This is a genomic window from Endozoicomonas acroporae (assembly GCF_002864045.1).
Lineage (GTDB): Bacteria > Pseudomonadota > Gammaproteobacteria > Pseudomonadales > Endozoicomonadaceae > Endozoicomonas > Endozoicomonas acroporae.
In genome coordinates this window covers 46735-65824 of record NZ_PJPV01000044.1, presented here as the reverse complement: position 1 = coordinate 65824, position 19090 = coordinate 46735, and the positions used below count along the sequence as shown (strand labels likewise).

Here is a 19090-nt window from a genome sequence, read left to right as displayed (position 1 = left end):
GCCTCCCGGAACCTGACAACAATCAGTAATCCAGTAAAATCACCTTGATGGTAAATCAATGGGTCTCCAGCCTCTCTCCTTATGCCCGTGTCAGCTATGAGAAAATTGATATAGGCCTGAGCGGCACTAAGTGACAGTAAGCTTCAGCTTAAAAGCCAACAGGCAGGAGGTGAACTGGTCCTCCCGATAAAACTTGAAAGAATTGTTCAACTTGAAAAAAAAATGTAAACGCCGGGAATGATTCCCGGCACAGTAAAACTGGCGTAATCATAAGACTATAACTACTCTCAGCTAGAATTCCTCGGAAGTATCATTCAACCAATGATCAAGACTGGGTAAGACACATCACGCATACGCTGTTCATTGATAACAAATGCAGCCAGGCAGTCATAAAAAATCAGATAAACAATTGCACTGCCAGAGAGGTTAATGATGAAAAATGGCAACCATCAGGTCATTGAAAAAGTCACTATTATTGGTGGAACCCACGGTAATGAATACATTGGTCCCTACTTCATAAGTAAGGCAGAGCAAGTGGGGATTTATCAGGATAATGCCCTGGAAGTGGCAACGCTCCTTGCCAATCCGGAAGCCTTTGCCCGGGCAACGCGGTTTATTGATCAGGATTTGAACCGATCATTTTCTCCCCCGGTTCTCACCGGCACTCAAGACGCCCATGAGTGTCAGCGGGCAAGAGAAATCGCCCGACACTTTTCTCAGGAGGACATAGGCCAGCACTTTCTGGTTGATCTCCACAGTACCACTGCCAATATGGGCATTACCCTGATTGTCAGAAATAGTGAGCCACTTAACCTTCACACTGCGGCTTTTGTACAGAAAAATATTCCCGAAGCCCGGATCCTGCTCAGCGATGTTGACCATGTTCAGCACCAGTCTTTAAACAGCATTTCACGTTTTGGTATTGTGATTGAGGTTGGTCCCTTAGCCAATGCCGTGCTTCGTCATGACCTCTTTGAAACCACCGAGAAAGTGGTGGATCTGGTCGTTAAGTTCCTGACTCTGTGCAAAACTCGCCAGGAACCTAAACTTCCTGACGCCGTGACGGTATTCAGGTTCAGGGAAAAAGTACCCTACCCCAGAAATAAACAAGGGAATCTGACCGCAATGGTTCACAAAGACCTTCAGGATCGGGACTATCGTCTGCTGGAAACCGGTCACCCCATTTTTATGACATTTCAGGGTGATGACATCCGATATTCCGGGGAACCTGGCTATCCGGTATTTATTAATGAGGCCGCATACTACCTTGAAGATACCGCTTTCATCATCACCGACAAAGTTGAAGTCTCACTGGATTGAACATCTAATGGTCTAACCATGCTCACTTTCCTTTTCTGAAGCAGAAACCACAGGCAGTTAATTGCCAGCAATCAGCACACCTACCTAAAAAGCACAAAAACACCCCGAAAACCATCAAACAGACTTCGTAAAATACTGATAAAAAAGAAGAAATATTGACACACGTCAAACCAGCAACCCGTGGGGAAACTGATAATGCCGCCAACGTAACCCACAAGAAGAACTGAGCAATGAATCATCCCCACTCTGGAAAATGCCCCGTTATGCACGGCGCGGTGACCGAGAGCGGCAAGTCGAATGTTGACTGGTGGCCAAAAACTCTGAACCTCGACATTCTGCATCAGCATGACCAAAAAACTGACCCGATGGAGCCGGAGTTTAACTATCGGGAAGCGGTGAAAACCCTCGATTTTGCCGGCCTGAAGCAAGACCTTAAAGATCTGATGACCAACTCTCAGGAGTGGTGGCCTGCGGATTGGGGACACTACGGTGGCCTGATGGTGCGGATGTCCTGGCATGCGGCCGGTACTTACCGTATTGCCGATGGCCGTGGCGGTGCCGGTACCGGTAACCTGCGCTTTGCCCCATTGAATTCCTGGCCCGACAACGCCAACCTGGACAAAGCCCGTCGTCTGTTATGGCCGATCAAGAAAAAGTACGGCAACAAGCTGAGCTGGGCTGACCTGCTGGCTTATGCAGGCACTGTCGCTTATGAATCCATGGGACTGAAAACCTTCGGCTTCGCATTCGGTCGGGAAGATATCTGGCACCCGGAAAAAGACACCTACTGGGGCTCGGAAAAAGAGTGGCTGAAGCCAAGCACTGAAGAAGGTGGACGCTACTCCGGTATGCGCGACCTGGAAAACCCATTGGCAGCGGTGATGATGGGTCTGATTTACGTCAACCCGGAAGGCGTGGATGGCAATCCTGATCCACTGAAAACTGCCCACGACATGCGCGTCACCTTTGAGCGCATGGCGATGAACGACGAGGAAACCGTAGCCCTGGCCGCCGGTGGCCATACCGTGGGTAAGTGTCACGGTAACGGTAAGGCAGAACTGCTGGGTGAAGCTCCGGAAGGTGCTGAACTGGAAGACCAGGGTCTTGGCTGGCTCAACAAAACCAGCCGTGGCATAGGCCGCAATGCGGTGACTTCCGGTATTGAAGGTGCCTGGACCACCAACCCGACCCAGTGGGATAACGGCTACTTCCACCTGCTGTTCAAGTACGACTGGGAACTGAAGAAGAGCCCGGCCGGTGCCTGGCAATATGAGCCCATTAACATTGCCGAAGAAGACAAGCCTGTGGATGTGGAAGACCCATCCATCCGCTACAACCCCATCATGACCGATGCGGATATGGCGCTGAAGGTGGATCCGGAATATCGCAAGATTTCCGAACGCTTTCGTGATGACCACGCCTACTTCTCCGACGTGTTTGCCCGTGCCTGGTTCAAGCTGACCCACCGGGATATGGGACCACAAGCCCGTTACATCGGCCCGGACGCACCACAGGAAGCACTGATCTGGCAAGACCCGGTACCTGCTGGCAAGCCCGATTACGATGTGGCTGCGCTCAAGGCCAGAATTGCCGCCAGCGGCCTGAGCAACAGTGATATGATCACTACGGCCTGGAACAGCGCCCGTACTTTCCGTGGCTCCGATAAGCGCGGTGGTGCCAACGGTGCCCGTATCCGTTTCGATTTCCAGAAGAATTGGGAAGGCAACGAACCCAAACGTCTGGACAAAGTACTCTCGGTACTGGAACCGATTGCCGCTGAAACCGGTGCCAGCCTGGCAGACGTGATTGTTCTGGCCGGTAATGTCGCTCTGGAAGCCTCTATCAAGGCCGCTGGTTTTGACGTTAAGGTGCCTTTCGCTGCGGGCCGTGGCGATGCCACGCTGGAGCAGACGGATGTTAAGTCCTTCGAAGTGCTTGAGCCTCTGCACGATGGCTTCCGCAACTGGCTGAAGCGGGATTACGCCGTGGCAGCGGAAGAGATGCTGCTGGACCGTGCTCAATTAATGGGACTCACCGCCCACGAAATGACCGCACTGATCGGCGGTATGCGGGTTCTGGGCACCAACCATGGTGGCAACAAACACGGGGTCTTCACCGATCGCGAAGGTCAGTTAACCACAGACTTCTTCGTTAACCTGGTGGACATGAACTACACATGGAAACCGGCCGCTGATGGTCTCTATGAGATCCGGGACCGCAAGACCGATACCGTGAAGTGGACCGCTACCCGTGTTGACCTGGTATTTGGTTCCAACTCAATTCTGCGAGCTTACGCAGAAGTGTACGCCCAGGACGATAATCAGGAAAAATTCGTTCGTGACTTTGTCGCCGCCTGGACCAAGGTGATGAATGCTGATCGCTTTGACCTGGCTTAATCGCAACACCGGCTAAAACCCGATACACACGCCGCATTCATTGCGGCGTGTTTGACCCGGATGCCTGGACCATGAGCGTACTGAAAAATATACAGAATGAAGAGCTGGATTATGCATAACCATTTATTCTCCTGGCCATACAAATACTGACCAGGCAATGGCTCTGCTTCATTAATAAGGGATTCTTAAAAAAAATGTCAACAAAGCACCATGAGCTATCAACGCAAGGTGGCAAAGTAAGGGTGAGACAGTGCTTCAGTGGGGGATAACCGGTCCGCAGGGTCCAGTTCCGTTAATGACAAGAATAGGTCAGCAGCTTCCTGACCTTCTTTTTCCAAAAGCTCCTCCCATGTCTGTCTTCTCAATGATTTTATTGCTTTCACAGCCTCATTAAAGGGCATGTCATCACCTACTGGCATTACCGAGTAACCCAGACGCATTTCCGCGAACGTACAACCCAGGGACCAAGAGTCGGCCCTGTCATTCTTCTGATCATCCAGTCTATATAGTTTTTCCGGTGGCTTATACCAGGAGGTTCCACTAAGGACCTGAACACTTCCGCCAAGTGGTTCTGCTAAAACGAAATCACAGATTTTTACCTTGCCTTCATCATTAATCAAAATATTTGCAGGCTTTATGTCATGATGCTGATAACCGGCCTGGAATAGCGTACTGACCCCATTAACCACCTGAAAAAAAGCCTCTTTCAGCTCTACACCTTTGAAACGAACACCCTCTTTTAACGACTCACGTAAATCCTTACCTCCGTACTCTAAAAGGGCGTATTTTTTATCTGATCTTCCTCGACTCAGGGCAATGAGGTTGACAATATTCTCTGAGTTCCCGCCTGTTCTTGCGACTGCACGCTGAATTTTTATCAATTGTGCACATTCTAGCCTGCGCTCATCATCATCAGCCACTATTTTAAGGGCAAGGTTCTGACTGGTATACCTGTGAACCATAAGAATCACAACACCAAATTCTCCCGTGCCTAACTTCCTGCTCTTATACAAATCTTTTTGGGGTACGATCGGATAGTTGTACTCTGGATCGATGGTGGCACCTGTAAAAGTAATCGGTGCTGCTGGTTGCAGGTTATCAATCTCAAAGGAGAGCGCGTTTCGTTGCACAAGAGGTGTTGGGGCTTTCCCTGTTAGCGTCTCACCTTTTTTTGGGCTGACGTAAGATTGCCCTGCCACCTTAGCCACAGATTGCCCAGCAAAGTCATCTTTCCTTGGCTTAGGATTTTTTGGTGGATGAGGCTGCAAGGGAGGCCTCATGCCACCTTCAATTTTTCGAGGCATGTCTCTTTGGCTCCAGAATCCAATAAATAAGAACAATATTCTTATTTTTCTTTGTATAAAAAAGCGGCATATCAGTAGCAGGCTTGAATATAAATGTCCTGATTGCCACTGAATTTATGCTGACTTCCATCAGTAAGCGGCCCACAATCGCAATAATTTTCTTTTTTCTGCCTACCGCCGTCATGGTAGAGTTACAGGTCGAATTTGGACACTTGAAGCATCATTGCTGGAGAGATCATGACCTACCCCTTTCGTTCAGTGAGCACGCTGACTTTGCTGCTGTTAACCAGCCTGTTAACGGCCTGTGGTTTCCATCTGAGAGGCGCAATGAGTACTGCCAGTGAAGTCAGCCAACTGTCCATCACCGGCAATGATCCTGTCTATATACGCTCCCTCTCCAGAGCCATGGAACGCAGTGGCATCAATATCAGCGAGGTGGCTCCATGGCGCATCAACATCATCCGCGTTGAACGTGATACCGACCAGCAGACCGTTGCCAGTGCCGGCTATTTTGAGCAGAGAATTACCATGCAGGTGGTCTATCAGTTACAAACCGCCTCTGGCCTGCCTCTGGGCGCTCCGGTTCAGTTAACCCGTGAACGCTACATCACCCTGAACCAGGATGCGCCAAATGCGGCGGAATCAGAACAAGGGGTTATCCTTTCTGAGCTACAGCAGGAGCTGGTTGCCACAACCCTGCGCCGGATTCACAGCCTGTCTGAGGCTGAGCTGTCAGCGGCCGCTGAACAAGCCAGGGCTGCGGCGCAAGCCCAGATGGAAAGCACTGAATCCAACCGGAACCCTCTGCCTTGAAGCTTCGTATTGACCAACTGGGCGCACAGCTGAAGAAACAGCTGGTACCTGTCTACATCGTCAGTGGTGATGAACCGCTTCAGGTTGCCCGGTGCTGTGATCAGATCCGCCAATATGCCAGGAACGCAGGGTTTTCCGAGCGCCATGTTTATCATGTTGAAAACGGCTTTGACTGGGCGGATTTCCTCAGCACGGCCAACAGCCTGTCGCTGTTTGCCCAGAAGCAGATTCTTGAGCTGCGAATACCCAATGGCAAGCCCGGAGATGCAGGCAGTAAAGCGCTGCTGGAATACCTCAGCCACCCCTCACCGGACAATCTGCTGCTGCTGATCACGGATCGTCTGGATAATACCCTGCAAAAATCAAAATGGTTCAAGGCGCTGGAACAGGCCGGAGTATTTATTCCCATCTGGCCAATCGAATCCGGACAGCTACCAGGCTGGCTTGCTCAACAGCTTAAAGTGGATGGCTACCGGGCAACCCCGGATGCCCTGAGCCTGATTGCCGAGCGTGTGGAGGGGAATCTTCTGGCGGCATCCCAGGAACTGGAAAAGCTCAAGCTTCTGGCCAGGGACAAAACCATTGATGAAGCTACTGTGCGAGAAGCGGTGTCGGACAGTGCCCGATATGATGTGTTCCAACTGCTGGACAGCGCCCTGGAAGGCAATATCAAGCAGTGTGTGCGCATCCTGGGCATTCTGAAAGGTGAAGGCATTGAGCCTCCGATCATTCTCTGGGCTCTGGCCAGGGAGATACGCCTGCTTAGCCATCTCAGCCGACAGCTATCCCGGGGGATGGCAAGGGATCTGGCCATTGAACAATCCGCTAAGGCGCTGGGGTTCGTGCCATTTATGCTCAAGCGCAGGACAGCATTGCTGGAAAAGGCCATTCGCCGGAGCAGCGAGCGAAACCTGCGTCAGATGCTGCTGGATACAGGAAAGATTGATCGTTGTATCAAAGGGTTAGAGAAAGGTAACGCCTGGGATAAACTGCTGACCCTGACCCTGAATCTGGCAGGTTTACCCCCCATTCAGGTCATCAACTGACTCCAGAAAGTAGCTAGTAAATGATTTCAATGAGTTTGACGGGTTGTCGTGCCTCCGCACTCCGTTCGTCCTGAGCCTGTCGAAGGACCCATAGGGCCTAAAGGCGGAAACTCCGGACTCTGATAGATCGTGCCAAGCACCCTTCGACTCCGCTCAGGGTGAACGGAGATTGTGCACGTCAAACTTATTGAAACCATGCACTAGGAGCTGTCGGCGAACATGACATGGAACCTAATCTGGTACGCACGGTCTAAAAGTTAAAACAATGTTTAAGGGACTATGCAGTATGAACAGATCTTTTCTTGTTAAAAAGCCATCACTGGACGGCAAATTCTGGTGGGATAACAACAATATTCCCGGCTACCTGATGAATTCGGATATTGAAAAGGCACTGGATACCTTTCGCCGGATAAAGGAGTTTCAGTACATTGAGTTCAATCAGGGCAGGCCTACTTATGTGTTTTTGATGGAAGACGTGTGTCCGTATACCCCCTACGATAAGGTAATGGTCTCCATTACTGACCGGGGCGATATGAAATATGTCTTTGTATACAACGACCCCCGGCCAGAAGAGCGGTGGTGGATCGTTTATCAGCCCATTAATGAGTCAGGGGTGCCGATTAGCACTGAACGCTGTGTCGGCTGGTTTATTGATGAGTATGCCGCGCTGGAAAAAGCCAGGGATGTCCTTGCCAAACCGGACAGAACCAGCAAAGTTAATTAAAAGATCGCTGGCAAAGCACTATACTTCGCAGCCAATACAACATCACAACACACAAAAGTAGTAGTGCAATGACAGCATCATCCTGGTTATCCATTCTGGCCATTTGTGCGCTTGGCACCATCTCACCGGGCCCAAGTCTGGCGGCCGTCATGAAAAGTACCGTGCAGGGTTCCAGGCTCCATGGGCTGGTTACCTCGATTTCCCATGCCCTGGGGATTGGCATTTATGCTTTTCTGGTGGCGGCGGGTATCGGTGTTGTGATTACTGAAACGCCCTGGCTCTATAAATTCATTACCTATGCCGGTTCTGCCTATCTGGCCTGGATGGGGTATAAGGCCATTACCTGTGCATCCTCATTAATTAACGACCAGCATCAGTTACAGCAACAGCTGAGCCTGAAACAGGCGGCAATTGACGGCTTTCTGGTCTCTTTCCTGAACCCCAAGATTGCCGTATTTTTCCTGGCGCTGTTCAGCCAGTTTGTAACGCCTGATTCCACGGTAATGACTCAGATACTGATGGCATCCATTGCCACACTCTGCGATGGCGTCTGGTATTGCCTGGTTGCCTCAGTAGCAGGCCATGGCAAAGTGCTGCCAGCGCTACGAAAAAGAGCCACGCTGATCAACCGGCTGTGTGGCATCCTGCTGATTCTGGTGGCTCTTCGTATTGTGTGTATGTAAGTAGTTAACCAGATGGAATCCTATTTTTCTGACCAAGTGATCAGTCAAAAAGGCTCAAATCCCGAACGGCACCCTTATCTGCACTGGTGACCATACGGGCATAAGCTTTAAGCGCCGTGGAGACCCTTCTTGGCCTGGGCTTAACCGGCTGCCAGGCAGCTTTCCCCCGGGCCTCCATGGCTGCCCGTCTGACGGCCAGCTGGTCTTCGGTCAACTGGACATTAATGCTTCGGCTGGGAATATCTATCCGAATGATATCCCCATTTTCCACCAGACCAATAGCACCACCGGATGCGGCCTCAGGAGAAGCATGACCAATGGAGAGTCCGGAAGTCCCCCCGGAAAAGCGTCCATCCGTCAGCAGCGCACAGGCCTTACCCAGTCCTTTCGATTTCAGATAACTGGTGGGGTAGAGCATTTCCTGCATACCCGGCCCACCTTTTGGCCCTTCGTAGCGAACAATCACCACCTCTCCCGGCTGCACCCGGTCTTCCAGAATAGCGTTGACCGCGTCCTCCTGACTTTCACAGATATGGGCCGGACCTTCGAAGACCAGGTTATCATCATCAACACCCGAGGTTTTGACGACACAGCCATCGGCGGCAATGTTGCCATAAAGCACTGCAAGCCCCCCTTCAGTACTGAAAGCATGTTCCAGTGAGCGAATACAGCCTTCTGCCCGGTCATCATCCAGTGTCTCCCAGCGATAATCCTGACTGAAGGCTTCTGTCGTACGAATACCGGCAGGACCGGCCTTAAAGAACGTTGTTACCGACTCATCACGGGTTTGGATAATATCCCAACGGGACAGGGCTTCACTGACGGTGGCGCTGTGCACCATGGGAATATCATTGTGCAATAATCCGGCACGATCCAGCTCACCAAGGATACCCATCACCCCACCCGCCCGGTGCACATCCTCCATATGGTATTTCGGGGTGTTGGGTGCCACTTTGCATAACTGGGGAATCCGACGGGATAACTCGTCAATATTACGCATATCGAAAGGTATGCCACCTTCCTGGGCAGCCGCCAGCAGATGCAGGATGGTATTGGTCGATCCACCCATGGCGATGTCCAGACTCATGGCATTTTCAAACGCCTTGAAACTGGCAATGGATCTGGGCAGTACACTCTCATCGTCGTGTTCATAATAACGCCGGGTGATGTCAACAATACGGCGAGCTGCTTCCAGAAACAGCTGCTCACGGTCAGCATGAGTAGCCAGCATGGAACCATTGCCCGGCAGGGAAAGACCCAGCGCTTCCGTCAGACAATTCATGGAGTTGGCGGTAAACATCCCTGAGCAGGAACCACAGGTTGGACAGGCTGAACGCTCATACTCGGCAACGGTTTCATCATCGGCATCTGAAGCGGCGATCACCATGGCATCAACCAGGTCAAGCCCATGTTGTGACAGTTTGGTTTTACCCGCTTCCATTGGCCCACCTGACACAAAAACCACCGGGATATTCAGGCGCATGGCCGCCATCAACATACCCGGGGTGATTTTGTCACAGTTGGAAATACAGACCAGCGCATCGGCTGTGTGGGCATTGACCATATATTCCACAGAGTCAGCGATGATGTCCCGGCTGGGCAGGGAATAGAGCATGCCATCGTGCCCCATGGCAATGCCATCATCCACGGCAATGGTGTTGAACTCTTTCGCCACACCGCCATGCTGCTCAATTTCACGGCAAACCAGTTGCCCCATGTCCTGCAAATGAACATGGCCAGGCACGAACTGGGTAAATGAGTTAGCGACAGCAATAATGGGTTTGTTGAAATCCCCATCGTTCATACCTGTTGCCCGCCATAGCGCACGGGCTCCGGCCATATTACGGCCATGGGTGGATGTTCTGGAGCGATAGGCTGGCATGAAACAGTCCCTCTACTAACGGTCAATGGCAAATGGTTTTATTCTTGCTTCGTCTGTACCCGGTAACGTTTAGAAAGCCACTGCACTCCATTGCTGACGGGTTTTTCATCACCATCCGATGGCGGCCGGTTAGAATATCAAAATTCAGGCGATTTGTCTGACTATGTGGCAATACCACTAGAAAAACCGGAATCGAATCCACGCTTCAAAGTCATCACAGAAAATAAGACGTAATCATTGAAAAGTGGCCATTAAAAAAAGACGCTCAGCCGGCAAACTGGTGCTGCCGGGCGCTGTGCTTTTCAATCATGATATCAATGGCTTCCTGGTCATAGGGCCGCAAGCCGGAGAGAATCATGGTTTTCTCCCCCATGCCCACCACATCGCCATTTTCACGGTAAACAAAGTTAAGCGTTACCTTACCGCGCTTGCCATTAACGTCCAGAGTCGCGCCTGCTGCTTCCAGGTGCGGATTTACCAGGTCAACACGGGCCATTTTCAAGGTCATGCTGTCGTAGATGACCAGCGGTTTGACGGCATTGATCATTACCCCATGGGATTTCATCAGCGGCACAAAGACATTGGGGAAACTCTCACCGGAGAAAGCCACATAACTGCGCACCAGCTGCTCAATCATCAACGTATCGTGGCTGCAGGCTCCGTGGCGCTCAATATCCAGATACAGCTTGCCGGAAAGATCATAAATGCTCTTATGCCCTTTATCGTTGGTACAGATTTCCAGCTCAACACCGTCGGTGACCATACCATTGAAAGTGACACGCATATCGCTATACAGGCCTTCGCTCAGCAGGATTTTGGCAAATAGCAGATCACCCGGAACGCAGAAGCGGGAGTTATCCACATCATGCAGAGGGTTAAAATCATTGGCAATGCGCTTCGCAAACTGGCTGGCCTGTTCGCGGGTAAAGGAAAAGCGGTTGTCTGCCAGAGAGGTACAGTATTGATCAATAAACATAGTGTTAAAGCTGAATTCCTGCCGCAGTCATCCCTTCAGTCAGGCGGCACTCAATGCCGCTGGCTATCGGATGTTCAGTCATTAGTGACAAATACCCATGGTAAAACAGCGAATATTCTACCCTGCTCTGGCCCACAGAACAGTAGGGACGGGAAAGCGGCTATTACTCAGAGGCATAAGAGCAATAGCAAACACCTTACCATAAGTGGTTGACCAACTACTTATGAATATCAAGCAAGCATTGCGAAGGCCGTAGTTTCAGGAAACACATCTTAAGTGAGTAGCCCCCTGAAGCCTACCAGTAAATCGTAGCTTTTTGTTTAAAGCATCATTACCGAACTTAACGTTATTGCCGTGGTCTAAACATACAGTTCAACTGCAATTCAACCCCTGACGCTAGACCCAAACCGATGGCAAACTCTTATAACCTCTCCCCTCATCTACCGTTTGTCCCTCAAACCTCAAACGATCACGGGGCATTTCTGGAAGCATTAGCGTTAACTGAAGCGATAACGACTTTGAAGGCACATCTGCCAAAAGAGGGGCAAACACAGGAACCACTGGATCTACGTAACCGATCTGTCAAAGCAACTGAACATCAGGTTGTTCAGTACACGAAAGCACAACTGGAAACGAAAAAAAAGCTGTGTCATCGAGGGAACAATGTCACTTTAGAAAGAGAAAAACGATATTTTCAAACACCATCAGCAGAAACACTCTCTCATCTTCTGGACCAGTTCCAGGCTACTTATGTGAAATTCTGGGAGCTACAGGAAGTCGTGGAATGCAGACCAGAGAGTTTGCCAAAGAGCTTATTAAACATAGCGGATGATCTTGAACAGTTTGAAAATCACACTATTGATTTTTTACTGAGCTGCATGCCTTCCGATCCTGAGCAAATTCAGGACCTTTTCTTAATGGCTATTTGGTTACAGTGGACAAAAAACTCTAAACGTGAAATAGAATCAGCCAACTATATTTTAATCAGCAAACGGATTTTATCCTTTTTCGAAAATGACAAAATGGCCAATATACCACTTGCAAAAATTAATCATAGAGTCATTTGCTGCGATCTAGAGAGTCAGAAAATGGAGCCTTTTGATGAAGACTTACTGCCCACATTTATCATCACAAGTATTACCAACTCATTAAAATACATACTTTTTTTTAGAGATACTGAAACTATAAAAACCAATGTCATTAAATTTATTCATGACTCCGAATTATTTAAAAAAGATCAAGACACGCAACAACGGCTCGCAAAAAATTTAACTATCACAGAATTGTGTGGGTCTGCGCTCAATTTGGTTAATAAAGTAAAATGCAGTAATCTTGCTATCATTCCCGATTCAACAGACATTCCTGATTTAAACCCGAATTCGTTATTATTCTACGTGTTTCGGTTTGGTGAAAATGGTCAGCTGGCATATAACTCACCGGACATTAGCCTGTCAGCATTGGAACAGCTCATCCGTTTCCTCCAGATCCCCGAATTCAAGAAAAAAGTATCACCTTTAATACAGGAAATTGCATCAACAGAAATACACCTGCCAGTTTTGAATACTATTTGTAATTTTCTGATCAGTCCAGATACCTTCCACCTTATCGATATCCCCAACAAAGACAGCAGGCTCTATTTATCCGCAGTTTTGTACTACCTGAAAAACGAACCTCAAAAAGCAGAAAGTGAGCTGTTAAAATCCCGGGCCCCTGAAGCCCGATGGTTACTCAGTAAGGTGTATGAGCAAAGCAACCGATTAGAAGAAGCCATTCACCATTCCAGACTGGCCATACAACAAGGTATCAGTGCGGCCAACCTGCAACTGGCTTTGCTGCTGATCAAGAACAGCAAGAATGATCTCGGTTCAATAGAGGAAGTTATTATCCTCTTGCAGAGGGCTATAGAGCACTATGATTTTATCGATGCCAAAGACGTATCATTATATATTCAGGGAATTATCGATGAACTGGAACTCTCCGAAACAAAACCACTCGCGCTGGAAGCGACATCTGACGAAAAAAAGGGATCCAGAAAACAACGACGCCGTCCAGGCTCCACCAGAAAAGAGAAAACCACAAAAATACAGGGTAAAAAAAGATTTCAGGGAAGTTTACCCAGAGACCTGAAAGATCAAAAACAAAGCCCTGGCGAAGATCAATGTTCTATCAACACCAGCCCTGTGTGCTCCACAAGCATCAAAGAAAAACCCATTCAAGGGAAAAGCATTAAATCAATCCCTCGAATCCGGCTGTCCTACATCAGCCTCTCCGTTACACAGTTATTGCACAACAGCGACTTTGAACAGGCTCGAGCCGCATTAGAACAATTCTGTCAGGAAACCCAGCTCACAATACAACAGGCAAGCTTTGCTCACATGGATTTATGGAGCCTCAGAGTGATAGCAAAAGGATCTGAACATCTGGAAGCCTTCAATGCGTCAGCCAAACAAGAACAGAAGTCCGGTGAGTTAAATATACTGGCTCAATCCGGCAAAACATTAACTGATTACGGCCTGGACCGGAAGGCTTGCGACACGGTTTTATTATCTGACGACATTGCAAAAAACCAACTGGCCATTCGAAAACTGATTATTGATAAAGCGCTGGGATGGCTATGCTGCCTCCACCCTTGTGACCAGAATTTAGCCGACTATAAGGCTCAGTGGATCATTCAGCCCTGCGCTATAGCCAGGCATCATTTAGCCGAATTTGAACATAGCCTGTCACTGACATTTGTCACCGGTTCTTTTTTATCCCTTATTGGCCACATACATGGTGATATGGCAACAGATTGTGATGACCAAAAAGAGAAAAACAGGCTCAAACAAAAGTCGGGGGAGTTTTATAGCACAGCCAATGAGTTTAATAGTTGGAGAATTCGATTAAAAAACGAACCCTCGTTACTTCATCGCATCGCAAAAAAAACCCCGTTAGGCGATATTCAAAGACTAAGGAAAAAACTGGCCGCAGAGCAATAGCGTCAAAGATGGGGAGATTGCCTCCCCCCCATTCGTATCAAAGACCAACGTTGTTCTTCTGTAAGACTTGCTCCGCACGATAACTGGATCGCACCAGCGCACCGGATACGACTTCAAGAAACCCTTTTGCCAATCCCCATTGCCGATATTTTTCAAACTCTTCCGGCGTCACATAACGCTCAATGGGAAGATGGTTAACCGTTGGCTGCAGGTACTGGCCAAAGGTAACAATATCCACATTAATGGCTCTCAGATCATCCATGGCTTCCAGAATCTCATCATCGGTTTCACCGAGCCCTAGCATCAGGCTGGTTTTCGTCAGGACATCAGGACGGTATTTCTTGGCATGCTCCAGCACAGCCAGTGTCTGCTCGTAACTGGCCCTGGGATCACGCACGGGGTGAGTCAGTCGGCGCACGGTTTCTACATTCTGGGCAAAGACCGCTATGGGGCTATCAACAACCTTTTCAACGTGGGACATGACACCGAGAAAATCAGGTGTCAGAACCTCTACATCTGTATCCGGGTTTTCTTCTTTAACCCGGCGAACCACCGCAGCGTAATGTCCGGCTCCACCATCCGGCAGGTCATCCCGGTTCACCGAGGTCAGCACCAGATATTTCAGATTCATCAGCTTGACCGAGTTAGCGGTGTGCTCTGGTTCATCATGATCCAGCCACCCTTTGGGATTCCCGGTATTCACAGCGCAGAACCGGCAGGCCCGGGTGCAGGTATCCCCCATCAACATGATGGTTGCAGTACCAGAGCTCCAGCACTCGTTGATATTCGGGCACATGGCCTCTTCGCAGACCGTACTGAGCTTATGCTCATGCACGGTACTTTTGACTTCTTTGTATTTTGTGCCGTGACTTGCTTTTATTCTGAGCCAGGATGGTTTCCGCTGCATCGGGGCATGCTGCCCCCCGGCACTGGCTTTAATGCCATTTTTAATGGCTGTGATACCTTTGTCATTGACAAATTTGGTGCCACTTTCTATTTTGACGCTACCGTCTATTTGCACGGTAGGAATAATGTTTTCCGGTTTCATCCGTGGGCTTTCTCCGGTGAGGCCGCTATTCACGAGCTCATGACCTTCTAATGGCTCATGGCTATCAAACGGTTCAAGACCGCTGTTTTCGGAATGAGTAGACATGCCTCCCCCTGTTTTTTTGGATTACTGCTAACTGGACTGGTAAACGGCTTAATCGTTATCTCCGCTATCTGTCGTCAACAGCTCATCAATCGCCGTTCTTTCATCAATATTGATGTAGCTGAGTGCTTTCTGAAAGCATACCAGTAAACGCCGACTCACTTCCTCCATATCGACATTTCCCAGCAGCGATGCCATATCCACCACATTAAGCCCGGGATAACCACAGGGATTAATACGGTTAAACGGTTCCAGATCCATATCGACGTTCAGGCTTAAACCGTGGTAAGAACACATCTTACGAAAGCGGAGCCCAAGGGATGCAATCTTGGCACCATTGACATAAACACCCGGCGCATCCGGCCTGTTCTGTGCCTCTAAACCATAACTGGCCAGCATTGCAATGACGGCACTTTCCAATGCAGAAACCACAGCCCTTGGACCACTCTTCTTCCGGCGCACATCCATCAGGAAGTAAAACACCAGCTGTCCCGGGCCATGATAGGTAACCTGGCCACCACGATCCACCTGAATAACCGGGATATCTCCCGGGAAAAGAACATGTTCCGGCTTGCCAGCCTGCCCCTGGGTGAAAACCGGGGGATGTTCCACCACCCAGAATTCATCCCGGGTCTGATCATCCCTATTGGCAGTAAAGGCTTTCATAGCCTGCCAGACAGGCTCGTAATTTCTTCGCCCGAGATGACGAACGATCAGGTCATTTTCAATACCGTCAGACTGTTGGGTGCTTTCAGCCATCAAAGCCCTGTCCATTACAAAACCATCTGAATACGGCCACTGGCTTTCAAATCTTCAAAGAGCGCCTGCAGTTGGGGTTCGCCAGTGGCATGAATAACCACGGTCACTGACATGTACTTGCCATTTCGGCTGGTTTTCATTTTGGCATGGCCATCAAAGTCCGGTGCGTGTTTGGCCACCACCCGCAGCACAAAATCTTTATAATCGGGAGCGGAGTGCCCTACGATACGAATAGGGTAATCACAGGGAAATTCAATTTTCGGGGCCTGTGGCTCATTCATAACCATCTACCTACATCATTGTCGGACTGTACGTCGGACTATAAGTAGTTAACCAAATGAAATCATATATTTCTGACTAAGTTGTCAGTCACTCTGCGGCGTTGCAACTCCGGTCACATAGCTACGGCTATGCTCCCTACGTTGCGCCTTGCATAGTAACTGCCCACTTAGCCAGAAATATACGATTCCATTTGGCCAACTACTTAAACAGTAAAAGCGCTGCACCCTGGCCGGGAATACAGCGCTTTTCACGCTTATCTTTAACCCGGGTTATGCAAACAGCCCGGTAAAGAACAAGACAATACTATCCCAGATACGCTTGAAGAAACCTCCCGGCTCAACAGCCTGCTGAGCAATCAGCGGCACCTCACGAACCAGTTCATCTTCCAGCATAACGTTCACTGAACCGATGGTCTGACCTTTCTTGATGGGTGCTTCCAGCTTTGGGTCGATCTTCAGAGAGGCGGTCAGGTTCTTACCCGTTCCCCTGGGCACAGTGACAATCAGGTCTTCGGTAATACCCGCAGTAATTTCACTGATGTCCCCTTTCCAGACCTTAACGGTTTGCAGAGACTCGCCACTTTTTTTCACGTCCACATTTTCAAAGAAGCGGAAGCCATAGGTCAGTAGTTTCTGGGCATCATCCGCACGCTGCTTCTCACTGGCGGAGCCCAGCAGCACCGCAACCAGACGGCGGTCATCACGCTGGGAGGTTACTGCCAGATGGTAGCCGGTGTCTTCAATATGCCCGGTCTTCAGACCATCCACATAGGGGTTGGTCCAGAGCAGACGGTTACGGTTTGCCTGACGACGCAGGGGTTTACCGGTTTTTTTATCAACGCCGTACTGAAAATACTTCTCAGCATACCAGCCGTAATATTCCGGATAGTCCTGAACGATATGCTTGCCAAGAATGGCCAGGTCACGGGCGGTCGAGTAATGGTCATCTATTGGCCAGCCGGAAGCATTCTGGAACAGCGTGTTGTTCATGCCAAGCCGCTGGGCGGTACTGGTCATCAACTGGGCAAAGGCTCCCTCGCTGCCAGCGATGTGCTCAGCAACCGCAACGCTGGCATCATTACCGGAAACGATAATGATACCTTTCAGCAAATCTTCAACCGTTACCCGTTCCCCAACTTCAATAAACATAGTGGAACCGCCCAGGCTCCATGCTTTTTCACTGACCAGCACCTGGTCATCACGGTGGATGTTGCCCGCAGCCATTTCCATTTCAGCCAGATACGCGGTCATCATCTTGGTCAGGCTGGCCGGATGCATGGGCTCATCGGGATTCTGTGAGGCCAGCACTTCACCGCTGGCGGCGTCCATCAGAATGTAGCTTTTCAGGGACACTTCCGGTGGTGAAGGAATCTGTCCATAAGCACTGGCCTGGCCGGCAAAAACAAGACCAGTCATGGCCAACGCTCTCAGCCAGTGGGGGGCCACCAGCTTATAAAGGGAAGATAAAATTCTTTTGCCCATGCAGGTAAATGCTCTGAGTATATGGATTTTCATCATTATAATGTTCAAGTCTTTAGAGGTTAACTGCAACTTACAACAACTGATAACAATTCATCGATTGACACAGCAGATCTTCCGTCAAGTCAGACGCGAGCAGGCATATTAGTCATAAGGAATATTGTTTTCCCATGATAGATATCCTCATGAAAAGTACACCAACCCAACTGCTCATAAAAGTTCACTTGATCCGGAGTATACAGGAATAGCGGACCCAGGTTCTGCTGCCGTGCATATCCCATTGCCACCTTTACCAGCTGCTGACCATAGCCATGCCCCCGCTTCGATGGTTCCACATAGACATTGGCCAGCCATGGTGAAAACTCCGGATAGTTTGGCAGATCCTCTTTGAGAATGCTGACTGATCCCCAGACACGCACTCCCTCTGCAAGCACCCAGGTTTGCGGGATCAGGTCGGTCAGCAAAGAAGCTTCCATATCCTCCCGAAAGTCACTCAAATCACTCCCGGGGTATAAAGCCCCCCACTCCCTGTAATGCCAACGCGCAACCGTTTCGATGCATGAGGGCAGGTCTTGCAAATTAACAATTTTCATCAGGATTAATAGCAAAGAAATCTATAACCATGATTGTACCCCAAAGCACTGAAAAACCTGACCTTACGGAAAGCAGGGCAGCTAAAAAAACACTACAAACGCTGCGCCCCAAGGCCTGACGGTGACAATAAATTATTCGGGCAAGGTTGCCAAACGCCCTCTATTTTTACCTGTGAATACACGACTATGAGCCAGCAATGCCTTTCAACCGTAACAGTAATCAATAACTCTATGATTGATAAAACATGGGACAGTGGGAGTGACACAATGTTAAATGAAGACCTGTACGAGTGTCTGATTGAGCTCGGTATCAATGAACCCAAAGCTCGGGCAGCAGCAAAAGAGAACGCCAAACTGACGGAAATGAGCGAAGACATTGTCACCATACGACAAACGGTCTTTGAACTCACCCGCCAGAGCAGCGGGATGAATGAGCGCCTGATCAATGTTGAAGAACTGATGAAAGCTCTGATTCAGCGCATCAACAGTATGGAACAGTGGCAGACTCAAACCGATGAACATCTGACGGATTTTGAAGGTCGCCTGACGGGGGTAGAAGGGAAATTGATCGGTGTTTCAGGCAGGTTAACCGGCGTTGAAGACCGTCTGACCCGTGTAGAAGATGAACTGGCCGAAATCAAAGGCATGCTGAAAATACTGGTTGATAGAGAATAGGACAGAGTTAATCCATCCTATCCATAGCCCG

General features: G+C 49.4%; 16 protein-coding genes. 8 read left to right on the top strand and 8 right to left on the bottom strand.

Going from position 1 to position 19090, the window contains the following annotated elements:
* Positions 1 to 429: 429 nt before the first annotated feature.
* Positions 430 to 1320 carry an aspartoacylase gene (locus CX664_RS07035; protein ID WP_101746046.1) on the top strand — a complete coding sequence of 297 codons (891 nt, stop codon included), beginning with the start codon at positions 430 to 432 and terminating at the stop codon, positions 1318 to 1320.
* Positions 1321 to 1550: 230 nt separating this feature from the next.
* Complete coding sequence (gene katG, locus CX664_RS07030; protein ID WP_101746045.1) at positions 1551 to 3716, top strand: catalase/peroxidase HPI; 2166 nt, start codon at positions 1551 to 1553, stop codon at positions 3714 to 3716.
* 218 nt (positions 3717 to 3934) lie between these two features.
* Here katG and CX664_RS07025 read toward each other — a convergent pair whose 3' ends face one another.
* The gene (locus tag CX664_RS07025) at positions 3935 to 5020 is read right to left on the bottom strand and encodes a protein kinase domain-containing protein (RefSeq protein ID WP_101746044.1); all 1086 of its coding nucleotides are present in this window, start codon (positions 5018 to 5020) and stop codon (positions 3935 to 3937) included.
* A gap of 237 nt (positions 5021 to 5257) precedes the next feature.
* On the opposite strand from CX664_RS07025, the gene CX664_RS07015 reads away from it, so the two are divergent.
* The 4 genes from CX664_RS07015 (at position 5258) to CX664_RS07000 (ending at position 8286) form a co-directional block, all read left to right on the top strand.
* On the top strand, positions 5258 to 5833 hold the full coding sequence (locus tag CX664_RS07015) for an LPS-assembly lipoprotein LptE (protein WP_101746042.1): 576 nt from the start codon (positions 5258 to 5260) through the stop codon (positions 5831 to 5833).
* The gene (gene holA, locus CX664_RS07010; RefSeq protein WP_101746041.1) at positions 5830 to 6879 is read left to right on the top strand and encodes a DNA polymerase III subunit delta; all 1050 of its coding nucleotides are present in this window, start codon (positions 5830 to 5832) and stop codon (positions 6877 to 6879) included. The genes CX664_RS07015 and holA overlap by 4 nt, the downstream gene beginning before the upstream one ends.
* Before the next feature lie 286 nt (positions 6880 to 7165).
* The gene (locus CX664_RS07005; protein WP_101746040.1) at positions 7166 to 7603 is read left to right on the top strand and encodes a hypothetical protein; all 438 of its coding nucleotides are present in this window, start codon (positions 7166 to 7168) and stop codon (positions 7601 to 7603) included.
* A gap of 68 nt (positions 7604 to 7671) precedes the next feature.
* Positions 7672 to 8286: a LysE family translocator gene (locus CX664_RS07000; protein ID WP_101746039.1), complete on the top strand. Its 615-nt coding sequence runs from the start codon at positions 7672 to 7674 to the stop codon at positions 8284 to 8286.
* 40 nt (positions 8287 to 8326) lie between these two features.
* Here the strand turns inward: CX664_RS07000 and ilvD are convergent, their stop codons facing one another.
* Both ilvD and CX664_RS06990 read right to left on the bottom strand, forming a co-directional pair.
* A complete protein-coding gene (gene ilvD / locus CX664_RS06995; protein WP_101746038.1) occupies positions 8327 to 10168 on the bottom strand; it encodes a dihydroxy-acid dehydratase in 1842 nt (613 codons plus the stop codon).
* 265 nt (positions 10169 to 10433) lie between these two features.
* Positions 10434 to 11144 (bottom strand): DUF3581 family protein, encoded by a 711-nt coding sequence (locus CX664_RS06990; protein WP_101746037.1) that lies wholly within the window; start codon positions 11142 to 11144, stop codon positions 10434 to 10436.
* Between the two features lie 410 nt (positions 11145 to 11554).
* On the opposite strand from CX664_RS06990, the gene CX664_RS06985 reads away from it, so the two are divergent.
* Complete coding sequence (locus CX664_RS06985; protein WP_145999876.1) at positions 11555 to 14122, top strand: tetratricopeptide repeat protein; 2568 nt, start codon at positions 11555 to 11557, stop codon at positions 14120 to 14122.
* A gap of 37 nt (positions 14123 to 14159) precedes the next feature.
* Here CX664_RS06985 and lipA read toward each other — a convergent pair whose 3' ends face one another.
* The 5 genes from lipA to CX664_RS06960 form a co-directional block, all read right to left on the bottom strand.
* Positions 14160 to 15170: a lipoyl synthase gene (gene lipA / locus CX664_RS06980; RefSeq protein WP_101746056.1), complete on the bottom strand. Its 1011-nt coding sequence runs from the start codon at positions 15168 to 15170 to the stop codon at positions 14160 to 14162.
* Between the two features lie 153 nt (positions 15171 to 15323).
* On the bottom strand, positions 15324 to 16031 hold the full coding sequence (gene lipB, locus CX664_RS06975; RefSeq protein ID WP_180966404.1) for a lipoyl(octanoyl) transferase LipB: 708 nt from the start codon (positions 16029 to 16031) through the stop codon (positions 15324 to 15326).
* Between the two features lie 14 nt (positions 16032 to 16045).
* Complete coding sequence (locus CX664_RS06970; protein WP_101746054.1) at positions 16046 to 16312, bottom strand: HP0495 family protein; 267 nt, start codon at positions 16310 to 16312, stop codon at positions 16046 to 16048.
* Positions 16313 to 16582: 270 nt separating this feature from the next.
* Positions 16583 to 17794 (bottom strand): D-alanyl-D-alanine carboxypeptidase family protein, encoded by a 1212-nt coding sequence (locus CX664_RS06965; RefSeq protein ID WP_241693405.1) that lies wholly within the window; start codon positions 17792 to 17794, stop codon positions 16583 to 16585.
* Positions 17795 to 17916: 122 nt separating this feature from the next.
* A complete protein-coding gene (locus CX664_RS06960; protein WP_101746034.1) occupies positions 17917 to 18384 on the bottom strand; it encodes a GNAT family N-acetyltransferase in 468 nt (155 codons plus the stop codon).
* A gap of 267 nt (positions 18385 to 18651) precedes the next feature.
* Between CX664_RS06960 and CX664_RS06955 the strand changes: the two genes are divergently transcribed.
* Positions 18652 to 19059: a hypothetical protein gene (locus CX664_RS06955; protein ID WP_163369678.1), complete on the top strand. Its 408-nt coding sequence runs from the start codon at positions 18652 to 18654 to the stop codon at positions 19057 to 19059.
* The last annotated feature ends 31 nt before the right edge of the window (positions 19060 to 19090 follow it).

Excerpts from the sequence above, each read along its gene's own strand:
- CX664_RS07035 (WP_101746046.1), top strand. The coding sequence starts at position 430 with ATGATGAAAAATGGCAACCATCAGGTCATTGAAAAAGTCACTATTATT.
- katG (WP_101746045.1), top strand. The coding sequence starts at position 1,551 with ATGAATCATCCCCACTCTGGAAAATGCCCCGTTATGCACGGCGCGGTG.
- CX664_RS07025 (WP_101746044.1), bottom strand. The coding sequence starts at position 5,020 with ATGCCTCGAAAAATTGAAGGTGGCATGAGGCCTCCCTTGCAGCCTCAT.
- CX664_RS07015 (WP_101746042.1), top strand. The coding sequence starts at position 5,258 with ATGACCTACCCCTTTCGTTCAGTGAGCACGCTGACTTTGCTGCTGTTA.
- CX664_RS07005 (WP_101746040.1), top strand. The coding sequence starts at position 7,166 with ATGAACAGATCTTTTCTTGTTAAAAAGCCATCACTGGACGGCAAATTC.
- CX664_RS07000 (WP_101746039.1), top strand. The coding sequence starts at position 7,672 with ATGACAGCATCATCCTGGTTATCCATTCTGGCCATTTGTGCGCTTGGC.
- ilvD (WP_101746038.1), bottom strand. The coding sequence starts at position 10,168 with ATGCCAGCCTATCGCTCCAGAACATCCACCCATGGCCGTAATATGGCC.
- CX664_RS06990 (WP_101746037.1), bottom strand. The coding sequence starts at position 11,144 with ATGTTTATTGATCAATACTGTACCTCTCTGGCAGACAACCGCTTTTCC.
- CX664_RS06985 (WP_145999876.1), top strand. The coding sequence starts at position 11,555 with ATGGCAAACTCTTATAACCTCTCCCCTCATCTACCGTTTGTCCCTCAA.
- lipA (WP_101746056.1), bottom strand. The coding sequence starts at position 15,170 with ATGAAACCGGAAAACATTATTCCTACCGTGCAAATAGACGGTAGCGTC.
- lipB (WP_180966404.1), bottom strand. The coding sequence starts at position 16,031 with ATGGCTGAAAGCACCCAACAGTCTGACGGTATTGAAAATGACCTGATC.
- CX664_RS06970 (WP_101746054.1), bottom strand. The coding sequence starts at position 16,312 with ATGAATGAGCCACAGGCCCCGAAAATTGAATTTCCCTGTGATTACCCT.
- CX664_RS06965 (WP_241693405.1), bottom strand. The coding sequence starts at position 17,794 with ATGGGCAAAAGAATTTTATCTTCCCTTTATAAGCTGGTGGCCCCCCAC.
- CX664_RS06960 (WP_101746034.1), bottom strand. The coding sequence starts at position 18,384 with ATGAAAATTGTTAATTTGCAAGACCTGCCCTCATGCATCGAAACGGTT.
- CX664_RS06955 (WP_163369678.1), top strand. The coding sequence starts at position 18,652 with ATGTTAAATGAAGACCTGTACGAGTGTCTGATTGAGCTCGGTATCAAT.